Raw genomic sequence first — 4063 nt, forward strand, 5'->3', positions numbered from 1 at the left:
CGCCGCCCCCGTCCGCCTCACCAAAGTCACCCTGACGAAGGACGCCCCGTCGGTCTCCTTGACGAAGCAGGGCGGCACATCGGGCGCCATGCGCGTGAACCTCAACTGGCAGGTGCGCAAGCAGTTCAAGGGGTGGGGCGCCAAGCTCGGCAGGGCGGTCGCCATGCACGCCGACCTCGACCTGGACCTCTGCGCGCTCTACGAACTCGCCGACGGCCGCAAGGGCGTCGTCCAGGCGCTCGGCAACGCCTTCGGGGCGCTGCACCAGCCTCCGTACATGCTCCTCGACGGCGACGACCGCACCGGAGCCGTCGCCGCGGGCGAGAACCTCACCATCAACCTCGACCACATCAAGGACTTCCGCCGCATCGTCATCTTCGTGACGATCTACGAAGGCGCCCGCAGCTTCGCCGACCTCAACGCCACCGTCACCCTCCAGCCGCAGCACGGCGCACCGGTGGACTTCTCGCTCGACGAGTGCACCGTGCCCTCGACCGTCTGTGCCCTCGCCCTGCTCACCAACACCGGCGGCGACCTCGTCGTGCAGCGCGAGGCCCAGTACCTCGTGCCCGAGCGCGGCGTGAGCCCGCAGCGCACCATCGACCGCGCCTATGGCTGGGGCATGAACTGGACGCCGGGCAGGAAGTGAGCGCCCGGGCCCTGCCGCCGCCCGCCCCGAGCGGCCCTCAGCGCTGTTCGGGCGCGGGCTCGGGGCGCGCGTACGTACGGCCCTTCCACGCCGCGCCGCGCCCCCTGTAGTGCCGCACCGCCGAGTCCACCGTCATCAGGAGGTACAGGAAGGCGGTCCAGGGCAGCGCGAGGGCGAGCCAGGGCGGCTGCCGGTAGTAGCGCAGCATCGGCAGATAGGTCCCGGTCATCACCAGCCACGCCAGGCCGCCGAGCACGGCCGCCGCGACGTCCCCGGCGGCCGCCCCCGCGAACAGGGCGGCGGGCGGCGCCAGATAGACCACGGCCAGTCCCGCCACCGCGCCGACGAGCAGCAGCGGATTGTGCCGCAGCTGTGCGTACGCACTGCGCGCGACCATGCGCCACAGGTCGGCGAGGCGGGGGTAGGGGCGCACGCTGTCGACGTGTTCGGCGAGTCCCAGCCAGATGTGGCCGCCCGAGCGGCGCACCGCCCGCGCGAGCGCCACGTCGTCGATCACCGCGTGCCGGATGGCGTCCGGAATCCGGGCCCGCTCGGCGGCGTCCGCGCGCAGCAGCACACAGCCGCCCGCCGCCGCCGAGGTGCGCGCACCCCTGCGCCCGATCCACCGGAAGGGGTAGAGCTGCGCGAAGAAGTAGACGAACGCCGGGACCACCAGGCGCTCCCAGGCGCTCTCCACCCGCAGCCGGGCCATCTGCGAGACCAGGTCGAAGCCGCCCGCGTGCGAGGCGGCCACCGCGTCGCGCAGCGAGGCGGGGCCGTGCGCGATGTCCGCGTCCGTCAGGAGCAGGTACTCCGGGTCGCGGGCGCGGGCGAGCGCGATGCCGTGCCGTACGGCCCAGAGCTTTCCGGTCCATCCGGCGGGCGGCTCACCGGGGGAGCTGACGGTCAGCGGCAGACCGCCGTGCCGCTCGGCGAGGCGGCGGGCGAGGTCGCCGGTGCCGTCCGTGCTGCCGTCGTCGACGAGGAAGATCTCGGCGCGCCCCGGATAGTCCTGGGCGAGCAGCGACGGCAGGCTCCCGGGCAGTACGGCCGCCTCGTCCCGCGCGGGCACGACGACACCGACCGACGGCCACTCGGCGGGCTCACGCCGTGGCGGCAGCCGCACGTCCGTGCGCCAGAAGAAGCCCTGGCCAAGGAGCAGCCACAGCCATGCGGCGAGCGATACGGCGGCGATCCAGGCGAGGGCGCTCATCCGCCGAAGTCTGCCCCACGCGAGGGGTCCTGAGGGGCCCATCGACTATGGTGACCGGGTGAAGATCGCGCTCATGGACTCCGGAATCGGACTGCTCGCCGCGGCGGCCGCGGTACGCCGCCTGCGGCCCGACGCCGATCTCGTGCTCTCCTCGGACCCCGACGGCATGCCGTGGGGACCGCGTACGGCGCGGGACCTCACCGGGCGCGCACTCGCCGTCGCGGAGGCCGCCGCCGCGCACCGCCCCGACGCGCTGATCGTGGCCTGCAACACCGCCTCCGTGCACGCGCTGCCCGCGCTGCGGGCCCGCCTGGAGCCGGGCATCCCGGTCATCGGCACCGTCCCCGCGATCAAGCCCGCGGCGGCGGGTGGCGGCCGGGTCGCCATCTGGGCCACACCCGCCACCACGGGCAGCCCCTACCAGCGCGACCTCATCGAGCGGTTCGCCGGTGCCGCCGATGTCACCGAGGTGGCCTGCCCGGGTCTCGCCGACGCCGTGCAGTACGCGGACGAGAAGGCCATCGACGAGACGATCGCCGCCGCCGCTGCCCGTACCCCCGCCGATGTAAGGGCCGTCGTCTTGGGCTGCACCCATTACGAGCTGGTCGCGGAGCGTATCCGTGCCGCCGTGCGGCGGTCCGACCGCACGCCCCTCGTCCTGCACGGCTCGGCGGGAGCGGTCGCCGCCCAGGCGCTGCGCAGGACCGACGCGCTTCCCGGCCCCGACGCCGCGCCCGCGGCCCCCGGCCTCACCGTCCTGCTCAGCGGGCGCGAGGAGCGCCTGCCGAGGGCGGCGCTCAGCTACGCCGAGGGACGCTTCCTCGCGCAGGTCAGCCCCGCCGTCTGAGGTCCGTCGGCACGCTCTTAGACCACGCTCTGCCTCGCCCTCCGGGAGCGGCCCGCCGCGCACGCTCAGTGACGCGGTGGTGTCGCGGGGGAATCTGAGTAGTCTCGAAGGCATGAAGGACCCAGCCGAAGAGGAGCGCGACGAGCGAGCGGGCTCCGGCAGCTCGCCCGCGGTGTGGACCGGCCGCGCGACCAACCGCGTGCAGTGGCTGCTCGCCTGCGCGGGCGCCGCCTTCCTGGCGCTCGGCATCGTCATCGCGGTCGAGTCCATGTGGACCACGGGCATCGCCGCCCTGGTCATGTCGGTGGTGGGCTGCATCGCCGCCGGGTTCCTGATCCTTTTCGGGACGCTCGCCTTCGTCCATGTCGCCGTCAAGGTCGACGACGACTGCCTGGAGGTGCGCTGCGGCCATCTCGGCCTGCCGCGCCGGCACATCCCGCTCTCGACCGTCGTCGGCGCCGAGTTCGCGCCCGCCGTCACACCACGGCAGTGGGGCGGCTGGGGCTACCGCTGGCGTCCGGAGAAGGGCACCGCCGTCGTCGTGCGACGGGGTGAGGCGCTGGTGCTCAGCCTGTGCGACGGCCACAAGTTCACGGTGACCGTGGACGACGCGGAGTCCGCCGTCCGTGCGATCAGGCAGCGGCTGCGGCTGCGCGGCACGATCCGCTGAACCGGCCCGGCCTCCTTGACCGGAACCGGCCTGACCTCCCTGAGGGACGGAAGAGACGGCCCGGGAACGTTCAGGGGGCGGGCGGCAGCCCCTCCGGCGGCCCGTCCTCCAGCGGCCGGGCCGTGGCGATGCCCGCGAGGAGTCCCGCCGCCGCGGTCACCGTCGTCACGCTGAGCGCGTTGCCCACCGTCGCCACGACCGTCAGCGCCGTCAGGGCCGCGCCCGCCGAGAGCACGACCTGCGTGGAGCGCGGCGAGCGCCACAGCGCGTGGAGCAGCCAGCCAAACACCGCCGCGAGCAGCGCCAGACCCACCACTCCCTGCTCGGAGGCCTGCTGGAGGGGGGCCGAGTGGGGCTTGCCGTCGGCCAGCGTGTGGTGCGTCAGCAGCGGTCTGACCTCGCTGAACCGGCCGGGGCCCACGCCCATCGCGGGCTCGCGCTCCGCGATGCCGAGCGCGTCCCGCCACAGGAGCACCCGGTTCCTGCCGAGCCCGCCCTCCACGGGTGCCGTCAGACCGCCGGGCAGGATGTCGTCGGCCACCGCCAGGGACGCCCCCGTGACCAGGACCGCCGCGACCGCGAGGCCCGCGAGGGCCGGCGCCCTGCGGCGTACGCGGGCCGCCGCGAGCGAGCAGAGCAGGACGGGGGGGGGGGGGGGGGGGCGGTCCTGGTCACGGGGGCGTC

At 74.6% G+C, this 4063-nt stretch carries 5 protein-coding genes; 3 read left to right on the forward strand and 2 right to left on the reverse strand.

Annotated features, from left to right (window positions below; all coding sequences use genetic code 11):
- On the forward strand, window positions 1–649 hold a 649-nt coding region (locus tag AB8Z36_RS33175), incomplete at its 5' end, for a TerD family protein (RefSeq protein ID WP_440582060.1).
- A gap of 37 nt (window positions 650–686) precedes the next feature.
- On the opposite strand, the gene AB8Z36_RS33180 is transcribed toward AB8Z36_RS33175, so the two are convergent.
- Complete coding sequence (locus AB8Z36_RS33180) at window positions 687–1862, reverse strand: glycosyltransferase (RefSeq protein WP_369217096.1); 1176 nt, start codon at window positions 1860–1862, stop codon at window positions 687–689.
- Between the two features lie 58 nt (window positions 1863–1920).
- Between AB8Z36_RS33180 and AB8Z36_RS33185 the strand changes: the two genes are divergently transcribed.
- Together AB8Z36_RS33185 and AB8Z36_RS33190 are read left to right on the forward strand one after the other, a co-directional pair.
- The gene (locus AB8Z36_RS33185; protein WP_369217097.1) at window positions 1921–2709 is read left to right on the forward strand and encodes a glutamate racemase; all 789 of its coding nucleotides are present in this window, start codon (window positions 1921–1923) and stop codon (window positions 2707–2709) included.
- 112 nt (window positions 2710–2821) lie between these two features.
- Window positions 2822–3379 (forward strand): hypothetical protein, encoded by a 558-nt coding sequence (locus AB8Z36_RS33190; protein ID WP_369217098.1) that lies wholly within the window; start codon window positions 2822–2824, stop codon window positions 3377–3379.
- 70 nt (window positions 3380–3449) lie between these two features.
- Here AB8Z36_RS33190 and AB8Z36_RS33195 read toward each other — a convergent pair.
- Window positions 3450–4063 (reverse strand): O-antigen ligase family protein (locus AB8Z36_RS33195; protein WP_369217099.1); only part of this gene is annotated, 614 nt, incomplete at its 5' end.

Source organism: Streptomyces flavofungini (genome assembly GCF_041028215.1).
GTDB classification, from domain to species: Bacteria; Actinomycetota; Actinomycetes; order Streptomycetales; family Streptomycetaceae; genus Streptomyces; species Streptomyces flavofungini_B.